The sequence below is a fragment of the Pseudoponticoccus marisrubri genome, from assembly GCF_001482405.1.
In the GTDB taxonomy this organism is placed as follows: Bacteria; Pseudomonadota; Alphaproteobacteria; order Rhodobacterales; family Rhodobacteraceae; genus Pseudoponticoccus; species Pseudoponticoccus marisrubri.
Map to the genome: position 1 here is coordinate 192,162 of NZ_LPXO01000004.1, position 17,018 is coordinate 209,179.

The window sequence follows — 17,018 nt, forward strand, 5'->3', positions numbered from 1 at the left end:
ATGTGGGCACGGCTCTGCCTGGTCCTCGGCCTGCTCTGGCCGGGGATCCTGGCGGCCGATGACTGGCAGGCCTTCGACACGCCCGGCGCCTTCGCGGTGATGCGTCACGCGCTGGCGCCGGGCACGGGCGATCCGGCCGGCTTCGATGTCGCCGACTGTGCCACGCAGCGCAATCTTGACGCGCGCGGACGGGCGCAGGCGGCGCGGATCGGGGCCGCCTTTCGCGACCGCGACATCGCCTTCGACCGGGTGCTGTCCAGCCAATGGTGCCGCTGTCTCGACACGGCGCGGCTGCTGGATCTCGGCCCGGTCGAAGAGGTGCCGGCGCTCAACTCCTTCTTCGGCAATTTCTCGGCGCGGGAGCGTCGCACGGAGGCGGCGCTGGCGCGGCTTGATGCGGCAGAGGGGCGGGTTTTCGTGGTCTCGCACCAGGTCAATATCCGCGCGCTGACCGGCCGGACGACCCGCTCGGGGGAGGTGTTGGTGGTCAGGCGCCGCGCCGAGGGGCTTGAGGTGCTGGGCAGCGTCCTGCTCGATCCCTGAGGCCCGGCGGAAAGGCTTGCCCGCCGGGCCCGCGCGCGCTTCCATGGCCTCGCGATTCCCGCGGGAGGCAGGGGCAGATGTGGCGGATGATACTGGTGGCGGCGCTGTCCCTGGCAGCCCCTGCCGCGTCAGAAGAGGACGGGGCCGGGCGCGAGAAGTTCCGGCTGGAGGGTCCTGTGCTGGTCTATGACACCGAGGCGGCGGAGGACGAACGGGAGCGCGAGATCCGCAACGCGGATCTGGACATCCTGATCGCGCTGCTGCGTGACACGCCCGGGATCACCACGCTGAAGCTCAACAGCAGCGGCGGCAGCGTCTTGGCGGGGCAGGAAATGGCCCGCGTGGTGATGGACTTCGAACTCGACACGATCGTGGATGGCGAATGCTCCAGCTCCTGCGTCACGGTCTTTCTGGGCGGGGCGCGGCGACAGCTGACCCGGGGTGGCAAGCTGGGCTTTCACCAGCTGAGCTGGTCGCCCGGGGCCATCGAATCCTATTACGAGACCTGGCGGGAGGAGCATGGCTGGCAGACGCCGTTCGATTTCGCCTCGTGGGTCTACAAGGACACGCAGACCGAGGTGCACAAGGAGCTGCGCTTCATGATCGCGCGCGGGGTCGATCCGGATTTCGCCATCGAGACCAAGCGGCTGCGCTCGGGCACGTGGTTTCCGCCGCGCGCGACACTGCTGGACGCGGGCGTGCTGACCGAGTGAGCGGGCGCATTGCGCGGGGCGCGGCACCGCGCTAAAGGGCGGCGCCATGACCACGTCGAACAAGCATCCCGGGGCGCCCTGGCGCAATTTCTACGGCCGGATCCGCGGCAAGGGCCTGCGCAAGGCGCAGGAGGCCTACCTGGACGAGGATCTGGGCCGGCTGTCGCCGGGCCCGGTGGGCTGGGACGTGAATCCCGAGCGCCACCCGCTGGACCTGCAGGCGCTGTTCGGCGGCGCGCCGGTCTGGCTGGAAGTGGGCTTTGGCGGCGGCGAGCACCTGGTGCACCAGGCCCGCTCCAATCCCGGGATCGGGATCATCGGCTGCGAGCCCTATATCAACGGCGTCGCCATGCTGCTGGGCAAGATCCGCGAGGCCGGCGTGACCAACCTGCGGGTCTTCCCGGGCGATGCGCGCGACCTGTTCGACGTGCTGCCGCCGGGCTCGGTCTCGAAGGCCTTCCTGCTCTATCCCGATCCCTGGCCGAAGAAGAAGCATCACCGGCGCCGCTTCGTCACGCCCGAGCATCTGGACCCGCTGGCCCGGGCCATGGCGCCGGGCGCGGCGTTCCGGCTGGCCACCGACATTCCCGACTATGTCCGGCAGGCGCTGATCGAGGTGCCGAAGGCCGGGTTCGACTGGGACGCCACGCGGCCCGGGGACTGGCGCGCGCCCTGGGCGGACTGGCTGTCCACGCGCTACGAGCAGAAGGCGCTGCGCGAGGGGCGCGTGCCGCATTACCTGAGCTTCACCCGGCGCTGAGCGCGCGGGGGGCCGGGACCGGCGCTCCTGCTGCGCAGATCGCCCCGCCCGCCGTCCCGCGGGGCGCGAGGCGGGGCCGTTTCGCGCGGGCTGGCCGGCCGGGCCGCCTCCGGCGGGAGTATTTGCCGGAAAGATGAAAGACATGCGGTCGCCCGGTGCATGGACAGGGGCCGGTTGTCGGGGTATCTGCGCTCACGACATTTGCAGGAGGTTCCCACATGTCCGGCCATGGTGCCCCCATCCCGATGACCGCGCGCCGGTCCGGCCCGCTGAGCGGCACGGCCGAGGTGCCGGGCGACAAGTCGATTTCGCATCGTGCGCTGATCCTGGGCGCGCTGGCGGTGGGCGAGACGCGGGTGACCGGGCTGCTCGAGGGGCAGGACGTGCTGGACACGGCCGGCGCGATGCGGGCTTTCGGCGCGTCGATCACCCAGCGTGACGGCACCTGGCATGTGCAGGGCGTGGGCGTGGGCGGGTTCGCCGAGCCCGACCAGGTGATCGATTGCGGCAATTCCGGCACCGGCGTGCGGCTGATCATGGGGGCCATGGCGACCACCGGGATCGCTGCGACCTTCACCGGCGATGCCAGCCTGAACAAGCGGCCCATGGCGCGGGTCACCGATCCGCTGGCGCTGTTCGGGGCGCGCGCGCATGGACGGTCGGGCGGGCGGCTGCCGCTGACGCTGATCGGTGCGGCTGATCCGCTGCCGGTGCGCTATGCCACGCCGGTGCCCTCGGCGCAGGTGAAATCGGCGGTGTTGCTTGCGGGGCTGAACGCGCCGGGCGAGACCGTGGTGATCGAGCGCGAGGCGACGCGCGACCATTCCGAGCGCATGCTGGCGGGGTTCGGCGCCGAGGTGGTGAGCGAGGACACGGAAGAGGGGCGGGTCATCACCCTGACCGGCCGGCCGGAGCTGCGTCCGCAGACCATCGTGGTGCCGCGCGACCCGTCCTCGGCAGCCTTCCCGGTCTGTGCCGCGCTGATCGTCGAGGGCTCGGACGTGCTGGTGCCGAATATCGGGCTCAACCCGACGCGGGCGGGGCTGTTCACCACGCTGCGCGAGATGGGCGCCGACCTGACCTATGAGAATGCCCGCGAGGAGGGCGGCGAGCCGGTGGCGGATCTGCGCGCCCGTTTCTCGCCCGATCTGAAGGGGATCGAGGTGCCGCCCGAGCGCGCCGCGAGCATGATCGACGAATACCCGGTGCTGTCGGTCGTGGCCGGCTTTGCCGAGGGCAAGACCCACATGCCGGGCGTCCGGGAGTTGCGCGTCAAGGAGAGCGACCGGATCGACGCCATGGCGCGCGGGCTGCGCGCGGCGGGGCTGCGTGTCGACGAGGGCGAGGATTGGTGGAGCGTGCATGGCGCGGGTCCTGGCGGGGTCGCCGGCGGCGCCACGGTGGAGAGCTTTCTCGATCACCGCATCGCCATGTCCTTCCTCGTGATGGGGCTGGCGGCCAATGCGCCCATGTCCGTCGATGATGGCGGGCCGATCGCGACCTCCTTCCCGATCTTCGAGCCGTTGATGGCCGGGTTGGGCGCGACGATCACGCGGGACGACGCCTGAGGCGCGTCAGGGCCAGACAGGGAGGGCCGGACATGAGTTTCACCATCGCCATCGACGGGCCGGCGGCCAGCGGCAAGGGCACGATCAGCCGGGCCGTGGCGCGCGCCTTCGGCTTCGAGCATCTCGACACCGGGCTGCTCTACCGGGCCGTGGGACGGCGCCTGCTGGACGGGGTGGAGCCGCTGGAGGCAGCGCAGACCCTGACCGTGGACGCGCTGGACGAAAGCGTGTTGCGCACGCCCGAGGTGGCCGAGGCGGCCTCCAAGGTGGCGGCCATCCCCGAGGTGCGCGCCGCGCTGCTGGATTTCCAGCGCGCCTTCGCGCAGCGCGCCGGCGGCGCGGTGCTGGACGGGCGCGACATCGGCACGGTGATCTGCCCCGAGGCGCATGTGAAGCTGTTCGTCATCGCCAGTGCCAAGGTGCGCGCCGAACGCCGCCACAAGGAATTGCGCGCGGCGGGCCATGATGTCAGCCTCGAGGAGGTGCTCGAGGATGTGCGTGCCCGCGATGCGCGCGACATGGGTCGCGCCGATGCGCCGTTGCGGCCCGCCGAGGATGCCGAGACGCTGGACACCACCGCGATGGACATTGCCGAGGCCGTGGCGCGCGCCGTGGCGCTGGTCGAGGCGCGGCTGCCTGCAGAGTGGCCGCGGCCCGCATCGCAATGACGGACAGCAGGCAAGGGGGCGGATCATGAGACAGATCAGGCTGGGCGGCACCGAGGTGTCCTGCATCGGGGTGGGGGCGATGTCCTTTTCGGATTTCTACGGGCCCACCACCGAAGAGAACTCTTTTGCCATCCTCGATGCCGCGCGCGAGCTGGGGGTGAGCCATGTGGACACCTCGAATGTCTACGGCATGGGGCGCTCGGAGACGGCGATCGGGCAATACCTGCGCGACCGCCCCGGGGCGCGCGACGCCTTCCACGTTGCGACCAAGGCCGGGATCACCCGTGATGCCGATGGCAACCGGGCCTTCGACAACAGCCCCGCGCATCTGGAGGCCGAGCTGGACGGCTCGCTGTCGCGCATGGGGATCGAGTGCGTCGACCTGTTCTATGTCCACCGGCGCGATGCCGCCGTGCCGATCGAGGAGGTGGCCGGCACGCTGGGCCGCCTCGTCGAGGCCGGAAAGTGCCGCAGCGTGGGCTTCTCGGAGATCGCGCCCGCCTCGCTGCGCCGCGCCCACGCGGTGCATCCCGTGGCCGCGGTGCAGTCGGAATACTCGCTGGCCACCCGCGCGCCCGAGCTGGGGCTGGTGCAGGCCTGTGCCGAGCTGGGCACCGCGCTGGTCGCCTTCTCGCCGGTCTTCCGTTCGATGCTGACCGATACGCCCGTCACGCCCGAGCGGCTGGGCGCGCTGAGCTTCCTGTCCGGCAATCCGCGCTTCCAAGAGCCGAATTACAGCGCCAACCGGCAGCAGGTCGAGCGGTTCCGCGCGCTGGCCGCGGGGATGGGCGTGCCCACCGCGGCGCTGGCCATCGCTTGGCTGCTGCATCGCGGCGCCCATGTCCTGCCGATCCCGGGCACCCGGTCGGTGGCGCATTTCCGCGAACTGGTCGCGGGGACCGAGATCCGGTTGACGCAGGACGACATGGCGCGGATCGAAGAGGTCCTTCCGGTGGGCTGGGCCCATGGCGACCGCTATTCCGACGCGCAGTGGATCGGGCCGGAACGGTTCTCGTAGGATCGGCCGAAACGCGGCGTCAGTCCGCCGGTGCCGCGGCGTCCGCCGGCTTGCGTCGGGCCGGGCTTGCCCGCACACTGCGCCGGCGAGCAGATGGGGAGGAGAGGCGCGCATGAGCTATGCGGGTATGGCGGATCGCGACGCGATCGAACAGGAAATGCCGTGGGCGGAGCGTGACCTGCCGGCGACGCTCTGGGCCCAGCTGAGCCGCACCGCCGAGCGTTTTCCCGACCGGCCCGCGATCAGCTACCAGCTGCTCTCGGGCGCCACGGACAAGGCCGAGACGCTGAGCTGGGCTGAGCTGCGCGACCGCACCGCGCAGGCGGCCAACCTGTTCCGCAGCCTCGGCATCGGCGAGAGGGATGTCGTCGCCTACGTGCTGCCCAATTGCAACGAAACGGTGGCCACGCTGCTGGGCGGGGCGGTGGCGGGAATCGTGAACCCGATCAACCCGCTGCTCGAGCCCGAGCAGATCGGCGCCATCCTGCGCGAGACCGGCGCCAAGGTCGTGGTCACGCTGAAACCCTTTCCCAAGACCGACGTGGCGCAGAAGGTGACCGAGGCGGTGCGCCACGCGCCCGCCGTGCACACCGTGCTCGAGGTCGACCTGAACCGTTACCTGACGCCGCCCAAGAAATGGCTGGTGCCCTTCCTGCGGCCCAAACTGACCGGCCCGCGCCATGCCGACTATCTCGATTTCACCGCCGAGGCGGCGAAACAGCCCCGAACCCTGCAATTCGCCGACAGCGCCGGTGACCGGGTCGCGGCCTATTTCCACACCGGCGGCACGACCGGCATGCCCAAGGTGGCGCAGCACACCTATGAAGGCATGCTCTACAATGGCTGGCTGGGCCACCGGCTGCTCTTCTCGGAAACCGACACGGTGATCTGCCCGCTGCCGCTGTTCCACGTCTTCGCCTGCCACGTGATCCTGATGTCCATGGTCTGCTCGGGCGCGCATGCGGTCTTCCCGACCCCGGCGGGCTATCGCGGCGAGGGCGTGTTCGACAATTTCTGGAAGCTCTGCGAGCGCTGGCGCGTGACCTTCATCATCACCGTGCCCACCGCCGTCTCGGCCCTGATGCAGCGCAAGGTCGATGCCGACATCTCCTCGGTCAGGACCGCCTTCTCGGGCTCGGCGCCGATGCCGCTGGAGCTGTTCAAGCGTTTCGAGAGCGCCTGCGGCGTCACCATCTGCGAGGGCTACGGGCTGACCGAGGCCACCTGCCTGGTCTCGGTGAACCCGGTGGACGGGCTCAAGAAGGTGGGCTCGATCGGCATTCCCTTCCCCTATACCGACGTCAAGGTGATGCGGCTCAAGGACGGCGCGCCGGTGGAATGCGCCACCGACGAGATCGGCGAGATCTGCGTGGCCAATCCCGGCGTGCATGCCGGCCACACCTATACTGAGGCCGACAAGAATGCCGAGCTGTTCCATTTCGGCACGCATCTGCGCACCGGCGATCTCGGACGGCTGGACGCGGATGGCTATCTGTGGATCACCGGCCGCGCCAAGGATCTCATCATCCGCGGCGGCCACAATATCGACCCCGCCGAGATCGAGGAGGCGCTGCTGGCCCACCCGGCCGTGGCCTTCGCTGGCGCGATCGGCCAGCCCGACGCCCATTCGGGCGAGCTGCCCTGCGCCTTCGTGGAACTCGTCGAAGGGGCCGAGGTGACCGAGGAGGCGCTGATGGAGCATGCCCGCGTGCATGTCCATGAACGCGCCGCGCATCCCAAGCACATGACCATACTGCCCGAACTGCCCAAGACCGCCGTCGGCAAGGTGTTCAAGCCCGAACTGCGCAAGCAGGCCATCACCCGGGTCTATAACGGCGCGCTGGAAAAGGACGGCTGCCCGGCCCGCGTGGTCTCGGTCATCGACGACAAGACGCGCGGCCTCGTCGCCCAGGTCGACCCCCACGGCGCGACCGAGGCCCAGGTCTCCGCCGTCCTCGGCGATTTCGTCCGCCCCTGGGAATGGGCCGACACCGAACAGGCCGCCTGACCCGTCTTGTCCCGCAGGGGCGCCGTCCCAGCCCTTGCTTTCATCTTTCCAGAACTACTCAAAAAATCGCCGGGGACGTCGTACGGCGCTTGTGCCTGCGGCACCTCGCCCCGCCCACCGTCCCGCGGCGCCCGGACCGGGCCGTCAGCCGAGGATGCCCGGCCAGTTCGCGCGGCCCTTCGCGATATTGCCGGGCACGTCGCGCAGCCAGAGCTCGCGTGCGCGTAGGCTGGCGTTCAGGAAGATCTGGCCGTCATGCAGCGTCCACGCCTTTGGGATGGTGGGGGCGAGATAGCCGCGCGAGGCGGCATAGGCGCAGTAGCCGCCGAACTGCGGTGCATAGCGGTCCGGCGCGGCGCGGAACGCCTCGGCGTTGGCCGCACTGGCAAACCGCCATTCCGCGCCGTTCCATGACAGGGCGTGCTCTGCCATGCCACGCACCGGGCCTTTTGCATCGAAATAGGCGACCGGGTCGGAGCCGTTGATGGCAAGACCATCCTCGGTATAGATTTCGGGCTCTTTCGCGGCGGCGCGCCGGGCAAAGCTGACAAGCGCGGGCGCAGAGAGAAGAAGGCCGAGGCTGGTGCGGCGGGTCAGGCGGGTCATGGGCTGGGCTCCCTCGGAGGTTTGCTGCGACGATGAGATGAGTATGCGAACGGCCGTGACGTTGCGGAAGCAGGGGTCAAGGCCCTGTGATCGCGCGTGTGCCGTGTTGCGGACCCGCATGAGCAGACCCTCAGACTATCTGGATCGGGCCGCGCCATGCCGCATGTGTCCCGCAAATGCCGACCCCGGCGGCCGCCTCAGCTCGGGGCCCACACGCTGATGCCCCCTCCTTGGGCAGCCCCCCCCACAAGCCGCCCGATCCGGCCCGTCGCGCACACCCCTGCTTTCATCTTTCCAAAAATACTCGAAAGACCCCGCCGCGGCCGGGCACCGGCACCTGGACTCGCGCGCCGACCTCGTCGCCCGTCCCGGCAGGCACCGGAAATCACGGCGAAATCCGGAAAGGTCCACACGAATAAATTGACTCGCCACGTCGCGCTGGTAGCTTGGCAAAAAAGCTTCCGCGTTTTGCATCACCTAGGGGGATACCATGCGTTTTGTGCTTCGAACGGCCGCTGCGGCGGCGCTTTGCCTTTCCGGGACGGCCGCCCTGGCCTGGGGCGACATGTACATGGGGGACGGCACGCATAACCCCAATTCCAACATGCTTGTCCATGCCTACCCGGCGCCGAACTACTGTCCGGCGGGGCTGCAGCCGGTGATGGCCGGGGGCGTGATCTGCTGCGGCGTGCCGAATGCGGGCCCCTATGTCGACCGGCCCGGCAAGGTGAAGAAGGTCCATCACCCGCGGCCCCGTCAGCACTACGCACCGCGCCGCCATGCGCCCGTGGGCGAAAAGGGCGTGGTCTACCGCTGATCCCCGCGCCGGCCGCGTCTCGCGGGTCTTGGCATTCCCGGTCGGGCCGCGTATACGCGCGGCCTGATCGCATTCCAGCCACCACCGCGGGGACTCTTTGCCATGCAGGGCAGCGCCAATCTCAACATCATGATGAAGGCCGCGCGCAAGGCGGCCCGGTCGCTCGTCAAGGATTTCCGCGAGGTCGAGAACCTGCAGGTCTCGATGAAAGGGGCGGGCGATTTCGTGAGCCGCGCCGATCTGGCTGCCGAGAAGATCCTGCGCGACGAGCTGCGCGGCGCCCGGCCGACCTATGGCTGGGTGGCAGAGGAGAGCGGGGAGGAGCCGGGCGAGGATCCGACCCGGCGCTGGATCGTCGATCCGCTGGATGGCACCACCAATTTCCTGCACGGGCTGCCGCATTGGGCGGTCTCGATCGCGCTGGAGCACAAGGGGCAGATCGTGGCAGGCGTGGTCTATGACGCGGCCAAGGATGAGATGTTCTATGCCGAGCGCGGCGCGGGCGCCTGGCTGAACGACAGCAAGCGGCTGCGCGTTTCGGGCCGCGCGCGCATGGTCGAGGCGGTCTTTGCCACGGGCGTGCCCTTTGCCGCCAAGCGCACCCTGCCGGCGACGCTGAAGGATTTTGCACGGCTGATGCCGGAATGTGCCGGCGTGCGGCGCTTCGGCTCGGCGGCGCTGGACCTGGCATACGTGGCCGCGGGCCGCTACGAGGGTTACTGGGAGCGCGAGTTGCATATCTGGGACATCGCCGCGGGCCTGCTGATCGCCAAGGAGGCCGGCGCGCTGGTCGAGGGCGTGCGCGTGGGGCAGGATCCGCTGGAGAGCGGCAGCATCCTCTGCGCCAACAACGCGATCTTCAACGGTTTCGCGAAGATCATCCGCGAGGGCTGACCCGCGGCCTCCGGCGGGAGTATTTTCGGAAAGATGAAAGGCAGGCCCCGTCTCAGCCGTCGGAAGGGTGGTTGATGCCGTCGACCCAGGGCACGGGCTCGACATCCCCGGGCAGCGCGCCGTCGATCGTGTAGAGGTTGACGCCGAATTCGTTCGGGTTCGACCGGCGCCGGTGGAACATGTAGATGCCGCAGATCCGGCAGAAGTGATGTCGGGCAGTGTGGGTGCCGAAGCTGTAGCGGGTCAGCGCGGCCTCGCCGCGCAGGATCTCGAGCCCGTCCAGCGGGGCCGAGACGGCGGGCGCGCCGCGGCGGCGGCAGAAGGAGCAGTCGCAGCGCCGGGCGGTGCGCAGCCCGTCCGAGAGGGTCACGCGCAGCGCGACGGCGCCGCAATGGCAGGTGGCGGTGACGGTCATCGGCGCGGGATCCTCGGGATGCGGGTGGTCGCGCGCTGGTAGCGGGCGGGGCGATGCGGCGGGTGGCCGTGATGGCGCCGCCAGAAGCGCGGCCCGCCCTGCCGGAGCCAGATCGGCACGGTCAGCAGCAGCCCGATCACGAAGCCGCCGGCATGGGCCCAGTAGGCGACCCCGCCCTCGTCCGGCGCGGCGCCCCAGCCCCCCAGCACCTGCATCCCGAACCAGAGCGCCAGCATCAGCCAGGCCGGGATCGGCAGGATCCGGATGATCACCACGAGGAAGATCAGGATGTCGACGCGGGCGCGCGGGAAGAGCAGCAGGTAGCCGCCCATGACCCCGGCAATGGCGCCCGAGGCGCCCACCGTGGGCACGACCGAGTAGGGCGCCGAGAACACGTGCACCAGACCCGCCCCGACCCCGGCGGCGAGGTAGAAGAGCGCGAAGCCCAGATGCCCCAGCTCGTCCTCGATATTGTCGCCGAAGATGAACAGGAACAGCATGTTGCCGCCCAGATGCAGCAGCCCGCCATGCAGGAACATCGAGGTGACCAGCCCCGAGAAGCCGTAGCCATCCGACAGGAAGGCCGGGACCAGCGCGAAATCGGCATAGAAGGCCAGCAGCGCGCGGGGCGACTGGCTGAGCTCCCACGTGGCGAAATAGATCGCGATATTGGCCGCGATCAGCGCGTAGGTCACGAAGGGCGTGCGGCCGGAGGGGTTGTGATCACGGATCGGGAACATGGACAGAAGCTTGGCATCGCGCGGCCCCGCGTCAAGGTCGCGCGGCGCATTGCCCTGCCCGGTACGGGGCCCGGGCGGCCCCGGGGCGGCGTCAAGGGGGAAGGCGGCGCGCGCTTTCCCCCTGGTGTTCCCCGGGCTCTCCGGCTCAGTCGCGCCCGGCCAGCAACGCGGCATTGCCGCCGGCCGCGGTGGTGTCGATGCAGACATGCCGCTCGGCGCGGACATGGCCGGCATCAGGGTGCCCGGTGATCAGCGGCAGGATCGGCCCGGCGCGCAGCGCCAGTTCCTGCCGCAGGGCGCGGGCCGTGTCGGCATCGCCCCACCAGATCGCCCCGGAGAAGCCCTGCAAGCTGACCAGCGCCTCGGGCGCCAGCCCCTGGGGGATCTCGCAGGGCTGGCCGCCCAGGGCGCGGACGGCCTCGGCCTGCGCGTTCGCAGCCGCCGTACCGGGGCCGAGGCAGAGCACCGGCGCGCGGGACAGGGTGCTGTACTGGTTGGCCTCGCCGGTCGGGCCGGGCAGGTCGCGGCGCTCGGGCGCGGGCGGCGGACCCATGCGCTTGAGCTTGTCGGCGGCGCTGCGGGCGGGCAGGGGCTGGGTCCCTTCGGGCGCGGCCTGCTGCACCGGGGCGGGATGGGCGCGGAACCGGTCGAGATAGAGCGGCCCGCCGGCCTTGGGCCCGGTGCCCGACAGCCCCTCGCCGCCGAAGGGCTGGCTGCCCACGATGGCACCGATCTGGTTGCGGTTCACGTAGACATTGCCGGCATGGATGCGGTCGGCCACGTGCTGGACCCGGTCGTCGATCCGGGTCTGCAGTCCTAAGGTCAGCCCGTAGCCGGTGCCGTTGACGGCGTCGATCACCGCGTCGATGCGCTCGGCCCGGAAGGTGGCCACGTGCAGCACCGGGCCGAAGATCTCGCGCTCGAGATCCTCGATCCCGTCGACGCGGATCAGGGTGGGGGGCACGAAATGGCCCGTCCCGGGCATGGGCGCGGTCTTGAGCACCCGGCCCTCGGCGCGGGCGGCCTCGATATGGGCCAGGATGCCGGCACGCGCCTCGGCGTCGATCACCGGCCCGAGGTCGCAGGCCGGGTCCCACGGGTCGCCCATGACCAGCGTGTCCATGGCGCCGGTCAGCATGGTCAGGAACTCGTCGGCGATGTCCTGCTGCACGTAGAGGCAGCGCAGCGCCGAGCAGCGCTGGCCGGCCGACTGGAAGGCCGATTCGAGGATCGCCTGCACGGCCTGTTCGGGCAGTGCGGTGCTGTCGACGATCATCGCGTTCAGCCCGCCGGTCTCGGCGATCAGGGGCGCGCCGGGGTCGAGATGCGCGGCCATGGCGCGATGGATGATCTGCGCCGTCTCGGTCGAGCCGGTGAAGGCCACCCCGTCCACGCCCGGGTTCGAGGTCAGCGCGGCACCGACCTCGCCCGCGCCGGGCAACAGCTGCAGCGCGGTGGCGGGCACCCCGGCTTCGTGCAGCAGCTGCACCGCGCGATGCGCGATCAGCGGGGTCTGCTCGGCCGGCTTGGCCAGCACCGCGTTGCCGGCGGCCAGCGCGGCCGAGACCTGCCCGGTGAAGATCGCCAGCGGGAAGTTCCAGGGCGAGATGCAGGCGAAGGTGCCGCGCGGCCCGGCGGGGCTGTCGCCATGGGCGGCGTAGTAGCGCAGGAAATCCACCGCCTCGCGCAGCTCGGCCACGGCATCCATCAGCGACTTGCCGGCCTCGCGGTGCAGCAGGGCGAAGAGCTCGCCGAAATGCGCCTCGTAGAGATCGGCGGCCCGGTTCAGGGTCTCGGCCCGGGCGGGGGCGGGGGCGTCCCAGCGTTCTGCCGCCGCGACGGCGGCCGCCACGGTGTCGGGCGTGGCCCAGGTGACGCGGCCCACCACGTCGCGGGGATGCGCGGGGTTGATCAGCTCGGCACTGTCGCCCTTGGCTGCCGCGCTGTCGGCCACCAGCGGCGCCGCGGTCCAGGAATGGGTCTTGTAGGCGCCGCGGGCGCTGTCGATCGCCGCCAGCTCGGGCCGGTCGCGCAGGTCGAAGCCGCGGGAATTGGGCCGCTCGGGGCGGAACAGCTCGGTGCCGGGGGTGAGCCGCGCGGGCAGGGGCATCTGGAACGGGTCGGCGGCCACGGTTTCGGGCGCGACTTCCTCGTCGACGATCTGGTTCACGAAAGAGGAGTTGGCCCCGTTCTCCAGCAGGCGCCGCACCAGGTAGGCCAGCAGGTCGCGATGCGCGCCCACCGGCGCGTAGATGCGGCAGCGCGTGCCGTGCGTGTCCTTGACCAGCCCGTGCAGCGTCTCGCCCATGCCGTGCAGGCGCTGGAACTCGAAACTATCCGTGTCATTGCCGGCCATGTGCAGGATCGCCGCCACCGTATGCGCGTTATGCGTGGCGAATTGCGGGTAGATCCGGTCGGTCATGCCCAGGAGCTTGCGCGCATTGGCGATGTAGGAGATGTCGGTCGCCGATTTCGAGGTGAAGACCGGGAAGCCGGGCACGCCCATGACCTGCGCCTTCTTGATCTCGCTGTCCCAGTAGGCGCCCTTGACCAGCCGCACCATGATGCGGCGATCCAGCCGCCCGGCCAGCGCGTAGAGCCAGTCCAGCACCGCGCCGGCGCGCTGGCCATAGGCCTGCACCACCACGCCGAACCCGTCCCAGTCGCGCAGCGCGGGATCGGCCAGCACCTCGGCGATCACGTCCAGCGAGAGCGACAGGCGGTCGGCCTCCTCGGCGTCGATGTTCAGCCCGATCCCGGCGCTGCGCGCCAGCCCGCACAGCGTGCGCAGGCGCGGCACCAGAACGGCCCGCGCGGCCTCGGCCTGCAGCTCGTCATAGCGCGGGTGCAGCGCCGAGAGCTTGACCGAGATGCCGGGATTGTCGCGGATGTCCGACGAGGTCGCGGCCTCGGAAATCGCAGAGATCGCCTTGGAATAGGACAGGTGGTAGCGGCGGGCATCCGCCTCGGTGCGCGCGGCCTCGCCCAGCATGTCGTAGCTGTAGGCATAGCCCTTGGCCTCCATCTTGGCGCCGCGCTTCATCGCCGCCTCGATGGTCTCGCCCAGCACGAATTGCGCGCCCATCTCGCGCATGGCCCGGCCCACCGCCTTGCGGATCACCGGCTCGCCCAGCCGCTTGAGCGCTCCGCGCAGGTGCGTCACCGGGCCGGGCGGCGTGTCCTCCAGCACCTTGCCGGTCAGCATCAGCGCCCAGGTCGAGGCATTGACCAGCGGCGAGGTCGAATGGCCCAGGTGCCGGCCCCAGTCGGAGGGCGCGATCTTGTCCTCGATCAGCGCGTCGATCGTGCCGGGATCGGGCACGCGCAGCAGCGCCTCGGCCAGGCACATCAGCGCGATGCCCTCGTCGGTGGACAGCCCGTACTCGGCCAGGAAGACCTCCATCAGCCCGGGCCGGGTCGCGCCGCGGATGTCGCGCACCAGCGTCGCCGCATCCGCCGAGATCCGCTGGCGGTCCGCCTCGGACAGGGCCGCCTCGGCGCGCAGCGCCTCCAGCACCGCCTCCTCGTCCGCATAGGTCTGGCGGTCGATCCGGGCGCGCAGGTCGCTCAGCGTGTCATGATGCATCGGTGCAATCCCCGTCTGGTGCGTTTCGGGCAGTCTACACGCAAGGCAACAGGCAAATTGACCGAATGACGCCCGCCATGTTACCGTTCGTCTTGAATAACCGGGGTGCGGCCATGCAAAACGAACAGTCCGGCCTCGACCGGTTCGACCAGGCGATTCTCACCGTGCTGGCCGCCGAAGGGCGGATCTCGATCACCGAGCTGGCCCGCCGCATCGGGCTGTCGAAATCGCCGACCCAGGCGCGGCTGCGCCGGCTGGAGGAGGACGGCGTGATCGTGGGCTACCGCGCGCTGCTCGACCCGATCCGGCTGGGCATGGATCACGTGGCCTTTGTCGAGGTGCGCATGGTCGACACACGCGAGGACACGCTGGCCGCCTTCAACGCCGCCGTCGTGCAGATTCCCGAGATCGAGCAGGCCCACCTGATCGCGGGGAATTTCGACTACCTGCTCAAGGTGCGCACGCAGGACATGCCCAGCTATCGCCGCGTGCTGGCCGAGCATGTCTCGACCCTGCCGGGCGTGGCCTCGACCTCGACCTACGTGGCGATGGAGGCGGTCAAGGAGATGGGTCTCGCAGACGTGACTTGATCGGGCGGGGCGCTCGGGCAGAGTGGAGCCATGCGACATCTCGTGACCGTGCTGCCCGTTGCCCTGTCCGTTGGCTCGCCGTTGCAGGCGGATGGCTGCCCCGAGGCGCCCGACATCTCGGGTCAGATGGCGCCGCTCTACCAGCAGCTGCGCAACGCGCCCGACGCGATGGCCGCGCGCCAGATCACCGCGCAGATGTGGGCGCTGTGGGATGACGCGCCGGACGAACCCAGCCAGGCGATGCTGGACGAGGGGATGCGCGCCCGGGCCCAGTTCGACTTCCTGCGCGCGCTCGACCGGTTCGACGCGCTGGTCGGCTACTGCCCGTTCTATGCCGAGGGCTACAACCAGCGCGCCTTCGTCAACTACCTGCGGCAGGACTATGCCGCGGCGCTGCCCGATCTGGACCGCGCGCTGGAACTGCGCCCGCGCCACGTGGGCGCGCTGTCGGGCCGCGCGCTGACGCTCCTGGCGCTCGGGCGCGAGGCCGAGGGGCAGGCCGCCCTGCGCGCCGCGCTCGAGATCAACCCGTGGCTTTCCGAACGCGCCCTGCTCAAGCCGCTGCCGGGTGAAGAGCTCTAGGCGCGCAAACACCTCCGTTTGACACTGTCTTGCCCCGGACCGCCGGGATCTTGCCGCTTTTTGCGGCAGCAGCGGCCTGTGGCGCAAGAATCCGGCATCTTCCGAAATTTTACCGATTGATAAAATTTTCAGACGTGGCACTCTTTCTTCAAAACCGCTGAAGGGAGGCGTGATGACCAGCCCGTTGACACCAGGGATCGCCGCAGGGCGGCTGCCGGCCGAGGAGATCGCCCGGAATTTTGCCGATCTGCACCCCGCCTATGACGATCACGAGGCGCAGGTCGCCGCGGATCGCTGCTATTTCTGCCACGATGCGCCCTGCATCACGGCCTGTCCCACCGATATCGACATCCCGCTCTTCATCCGGCAGATCCAGACCGGCATGCCCGAGGCGGCGGCGCGCACGATCCTCGAGCAGAACATCCTCGGCGGCATGTGCGCCCGGGTCTGCCCGACCGAGACGCTCTGCGAAGAGGCCTGCGTGCGCGAGCTGGCCGAGGGCAAGCCGGTCGAGATCGGCCGGCTGCAGCGCCACGCCACCGACAGCCTGATGGCGCGGCAGGGACACCCCTTCACCCGCGCGCCCGAGACGGGCAAGCGCGTCGCCGTGGTCGGGGCCGGCCCGGCGGGTCTGGCCTGTGCGCACCGGCTGGCGATGAAGGGTCATGCGGTCGACCTCTACGATGCGCGCGACAAGCCCGGCGGGCTGAACGAATACGGCATCGCCGCCTACAAGACGCCGCAGGATTTCGCCGCGCGCGAGGTCGAGTGGCTGATGGGGATCGGCGGCATCACCTGGAAGGGCGGGCAGTCGCTGGGCCGCGAGCTGGCGCTGGAGACGCTGCGCGCTGAGTATGACGCGGTCTTCCTGGGCGTGGGCCTTGGCGGCGTGAACGACCTCGGCGTCGAGGGGGCCGAGCGTGACGGGGTGACCGACGCCGTGGGCTTCATCGCTGATCTGCGACAGGCCGACGACCTGTCCGCGCTGCCCGTCGGGCGCAACGTGGTGGTGATCGGCGGCGGCATGACCGCGGTGGACGTGGCCGTGCAATCCCGCCTGCTGGGCGCCGAGAACGTGACCATCGCCTATCGCCGCGGCCGCGACCGCATGGGCGCCAGCCGGTTCGAGCAGGATCTCGCGACCTCCAAGGGGGTGCGGATCATCGACAATGTCATGCCGGTCGCCGTGCATGGCAACGGCGCGGCCGTCGAGATCGAGCTGGAATACACCGCCGAGCGCGACGGGCGGCTCGAGGGCACGGGCGAGCGCCTGCGCCTTCCCGCCGACCAGGTCTTCCGCGCCATCGGGCAAAGCCTCGTGCCGGTGGAGGGCCCCGAGATGGACGGGCGCAAGATCGCCGTGACCGGCCCGGGGCGCACCTCGCTCGACGGGGTCTGGGCCGGGGGCGACTGCACCGCCGGCGAGGACCTGACCGTGGTCGCCGTGGCCGAGGGGCGCGATGCGGCCGAGGACATCCATGCGCGCCTGACCGCGTGACGGGCCCGGGGC

General features: G+C 70.3%; 16 protein-coding genes. 12 read left to right on the forward strand and 4 right to left on the reverse strand.

Features of this window, described 5'->3' with window-relative positions; translation table 11 throughout:
• From AVJ23_RS08945 to AVJ23_RS08975, 7 genes are all read left to right on the forward strand, one after another.
• Entirely contained in the window at positions 1 to 543 is a 543-nt protein-coding gene (locus AVJ23_RS08945) for a histidine phosphatase family protein (RefSeq protein ID WP_058861834.1), read from the forward strand.
• Between the two features lie 77 nt (positions 544 to 620).
• Entirely contained in the window at positions 621 to 1,256 is a 636-nt protein-coding gene (locus AVJ23_RS08950; RefSeq protein WP_058861835.1) for a COG3904 family protein, read from the forward strand.
• 46 nt (positions 1,257 to 1,302) lie between these two features.
• Complete coding sequence (gene trmB, locus AVJ23_RS08955) at positions 1,303 to 2,016, forward strand: tRNA (guanine(46)-N(7))-methyltransferase TrmB (protein WP_058861836.1); 714 nt, start codon at positions 1,303 to 1,305, stop codon at positions 2,014 to 2,016.
• A gap of 218 nt (positions 2,017 to 2,234) precedes the next feature.
• Positions 2,235 to 3,584, forward strand: coding sequence for a 3-phosphoshikimate 1-carboxyvinyltransferase (aroA, locus tag AVJ23_RS08960; RefSeq protein ID WP_058861837.1), 1,350 nt, complete (start codon positions 2,235 to 2,237; stop codon positions 3,582 to 3,584).
• Between the two features lie 32 nt (positions 3,585 to 3,616).
• Entirely contained in the window at positions 3,617 to 4,252 is a 636-nt protein-coding gene (locus AVJ23_RS08965) for a (d)CMP kinase (RefSeq protein WP_058861838.1), read from the forward strand.
• 25 nt (positions 4,253 to 4,277) lie between these two features.
• Complete coding sequence (locus AVJ23_RS08970) at positions 4,278 to 5,270, forward strand: aldo/keto reductase (RefSeq protein ID WP_058861839.1); 993 nt, start codon at positions 4,278 to 4,280, stop codon at positions 5,268 to 5,270.
• A gap of 112 nt (positions 5,271 to 5,382) precedes the next feature.
• Positions 5,383 to 7,278: an acyl-CoA synthetase gene (locus tag AVJ23_RS08975; protein WP_058861840.1), complete on the forward strand. Its 1,896-nt coding sequence runs from the start codon at positions 5,383 to 5,385 to the stop codon at positions 7,276 to 7,278.
• Positions 7,279 to 7,422: 144 nt separating this feature from the next.
• On the opposite strand, the gene AVJ23_RS08980 is transcribed toward AVJ23_RS08975, so the two are convergent.
• The gene (locus AVJ23_RS08980; protein WP_058861841.1) at positions 7,423 to 7,884 is read right to left on the reverse strand and encodes a YHS domain-containing (seleno)protein; all 462 of its coding nucleotides are present in this window, start codon (positions 7,882 to 7,884) and stop codon (positions 7,423 to 7,425) included.
• Positions 7,885 to 8,374: 490 nt separating this feature from the next.
• Here AVJ23_RS08980 and AVJ23_RS08985 point away from each other — a divergent pair, with 490 nt between their 5' ends.
• Both AVJ23_RS08985 and AVJ23_RS08990 read left to right on the forward strand, forming a co-directional pair.
• On the forward strand, positions 8,375 to 8,701 hold the full coding sequence (locus AVJ23_RS08985) for a hypothetical protein (RefSeq protein WP_058861842.1): 327 nt from the start codon (positions 8,375 to 8,377) through the stop codon (positions 8,699 to 8,701).
• A 102-nt stretch (positions 8,702 to 8,803) separates the two neighbouring features.
• A complete protein-coding gene (locus AVJ23_RS08990; protein ID WP_058861843.1) occupies positions 8,804 to 9,595 on the forward strand; it encodes an inositol monophosphatase family protein in 792 nt (263 codons plus the stop codon).
• Positions 9,596 to 9,647: 52 nt separating this feature from the next.
• Here AVJ23_RS08990 and AVJ23_RS08995 read toward each other — a convergent pair whose 3' ends face one another.
• The 3 genes from AVJ23_RS08995 to putA all read right to left on the reverse strand — a co-directional run bounded on the left by AVJ23_RS08995 (position 9,648) and on the right by putA (position 14,336).
• The gene (locus AVJ23_RS08995) at positions 9,648 to 10,010 is read right to left on the reverse strand and encodes a GFA family protein (RefSeq protein ID WP_058861844.1); all 363 of its coding nucleotides are present in this window, start codon (positions 10,008 to 10,010) and stop codon (positions 9,648 to 9,650) included.
• Positions 10,007 to 10,750, reverse strand: a complete 744-nt coding sequence (locus tag AVJ23_RS09000) for a rhomboid family intramembrane serine protease (protein WP_058861845.1) — start codon at positions 10,748 to 10,750, stop codon at positions 10,007 to 10,009. Before AVJ23_RS09000 ends, AVJ23_RS08995 begins: the two co-directional genes overlap by 4 nt.
• Positions 10,751 to 10,895: 145 nt before the next feature.
• Positions 10,896 to 14,336, reverse strand: coding sequence for a bifunctional proline dehydrogenase/L-glutamate gamma-semialdehyde dehydrogenase PutA (gene putA, locus AVJ23_RS09005; protein ID WP_058861846.1), 3,441 nt, complete (start codon positions 14,334 to 14,336; stop codon positions 10,896 to 10,898).
• A gap of 113 nt (positions 14,337 to 14,449) precedes the next feature.
• Here putA and AVJ23_RS09010 point away from each other — a divergent pair, with 113 nt between their 5' ends.
• The 3 genes from AVJ23_RS09010 to AVJ23_RS09020 all read left to right on the forward strand — a co-directional run bounded on the left by AVJ23_RS09010 (position 14,450) and on the right by AVJ23_RS09020 (position 17,006).
• Entirely contained in the window at positions 14,450 to 14,926 is a 477-nt protein-coding gene (locus tag AVJ23_RS09010) for an Lrp/AsnC family transcriptional regulator (RefSeq protein WP_058861847.1), read from the forward strand.
• 30 nt (positions 14,927 to 14,956) lie between these two features.
• Entirely contained in the window at positions 14,957 to 15,508 is a 552-nt protein-coding gene (locus tag AVJ23_RS09015; protein WP_058861848.1) for a tetratricopeptide repeat protein, read from the forward strand.
• A gap of 172 nt (positions 15,509 to 15,680) precedes the next feature.
• Positions 15,681 to 17,006, forward strand: a complete 1,326-nt coding sequence (locus AVJ23_RS09020; protein ID WP_058861849.1) for an NAD(P)-dependent oxidoreductase — start codon at positions 15,681 to 15,683, stop codon at positions 17,004 to 17,006.
• The last annotated feature ends 12 nt before the right edge of the window (positions 17,007 to 17,018 follow it).